At 62.1% G+C, this 1976-nt stretch carries 1 protein-coding gene; it reads left to right on the top strand.

The window, feature by feature from the left end; translation table 11 throughout:
- Positions 1-1976 (top strand): hemagglutinin repeat-containing protein (locus tag RTU33_RS21775; protein WP_312630165.1); only part of this gene is annotated, 1976 nt, incomplete at both ends.

Genomic DNA, 1976 nt, shown 5'->3' on the forward strand with positions numbered 1-1976 from the left:
CAGCTCGATCCGTCGCTGTTTGGCGATCTGTATAAGCTGCTCGGCATGAACCCGGGCGCAGCCCCGCGCGAGACGGGCAGCCAGTACACCGACATAAACCAGTTCCTCGGCTCGTCGTATATGCTGGGCCGCCTCAGCCTGAACCCGGACAAAGACTATCGCTTCCTCGGCGATGCGGCGTTTGATACCCGCTATGTGTCCAACTATGTGCTGAACCAGACTGGCTCGCGCTACATCAACGGCCTCGGCTCCGACCTCGACCAGATGCGCTACCTGATGGATAACGCCGCCGAGGCACAGAGTTCGCTCGGCCTGAAGTTTGGCGTCGCGCTCACCGCCGACCAGGTGGCAGCGCTCGACCACAGTATCCTGTGGTATGAAACCGCGACCATTAACGGTCAGACCGTGATGGTGCCAAAAGTGTATCTGTCGCCAAAAGATGTGACGGTGCAGAGCGGCAGCGTGATCGGCGGCAACAACGTGCAGCTGGCGGGCGGCAGCGTCACCAACAGCGGCAGCTCGCTGCTGGCGCAGAACGGTCTTGCCATCGACAGCAGCAACAGCCTGAGCAACCTTAACGCCGGGCTTATCAACGCAGGCGGTGGGCTGGACCTGAGCGCGCTGGGTGACATCAATAACATCGGCTCAGCCATCAGCGGTAAAACCGTACAGCTGGAAAGCGTGGGCGGCAGCATCAACAACATCACCCAAACGCAGCAGTGGAGCGTGGGCGATGACAGCCGTCGTGGAAACGTCCACGTCAGCGGCACCGACGTGGGGCAAGCGGCCTCTGTCACCGCTACTGACGGCCTGAGTATGTCGGCAGCAAAAGACATCAACATCACTGGCGCGAAAGTGGCCGCGGGCGGCGACCTCGCCATGGGCGCAGGCAATAACATCAACATTGCCGCCAACCAGATAACCGACAGCAGCAGCCGGTCGGGCTTCCGGGGTCAAAAAGACACGGCTTCGTCATCCACCTCAAATCAGGGCAGCAGCATCACGGCGGGCGGTAACGCGGTGATGCAGGCGGGCAACGACCTGAACGTCACGGCGAGCGCCATTGACGCAGGCAAAACCGCGCAGCTGGTGGCGGGCAATGACCTGAACCTGAACGCGGCGGGCAACGGACAGACCAGCCGCACGGGCGGCAGCGAAATCCATCAGAGCAGCGCCGACAGAACCACCGTTTCAGCGGGCGACAACGTGACGCTGGTTGCCGGGCGGGATGTTACCAGCCAGGCAGCAGGCATCGCGGCGGAAGGGAATGTCGGCATTCAGGCCGGACGTGATGTGAACCTGCTGGCGGAAGCCACCACCACGGGCAGCAGCAGCCACAGCAGCAAGAAAACGGTTATCGATGAATCTGTGCGCCAGCAGGGCACCGAAATCGCCAGCGGTGGCAACACCACGATTATCGCCGGACGCGACGTGAGCAGCGAAGCCGCACAGGTGACAGCCAGCGGTGATATCGGCGTGGCGGCAGGCCGCGACGTGAACCTGACCACCGCGACGGAAAGCGACTATCACTACAAGGAAGAGACGAAGACCAAAAAAGGGTTCCTCAGCAAGAAAACGACCCACACCATCGAGGAAGACAGCGCGACGCGCGAAGCAGGCACCCTGCTTTCCGGCGAGGACGTGACCGTGCAGGCGGGCAACAACCTGCTGGTGAAAGGCTCCTCCGTGGTGGGCGATAACACCGTGGCGCTGGGCGCAGGTAACAACGTCGATATCGTGGCGGCGACCAACACCGACTCCTCCTGGCGCTTTAAGGAAGAGAAGAAGAGCGGCCTGATGGGCACCGGCGGTATCGGCATCACCGTCGGCAGCAGCAAATCCACCCACGACCTGCGTGAAGCGGGCACCACGCAAAGCCAGAGCTTCAGTACCGTCGGCTCAACGGGCGGTAACGTGGTTATCGCCGCTGGTAACCAGGCGCACATTGGCGGCGCAGACCTGATTGCCGGGAAGGA

The sequence above is a fragment of the Scandinavium sp. genome (assembly GCF_032012665.1).
In the GTDB taxonomy this organism is placed as follows: domain Bacteria; phylum Pseudomonadota; class Gammaproteobacteria; order Enterobacterales; family Enterobacteriaceae; genus Scandinavium.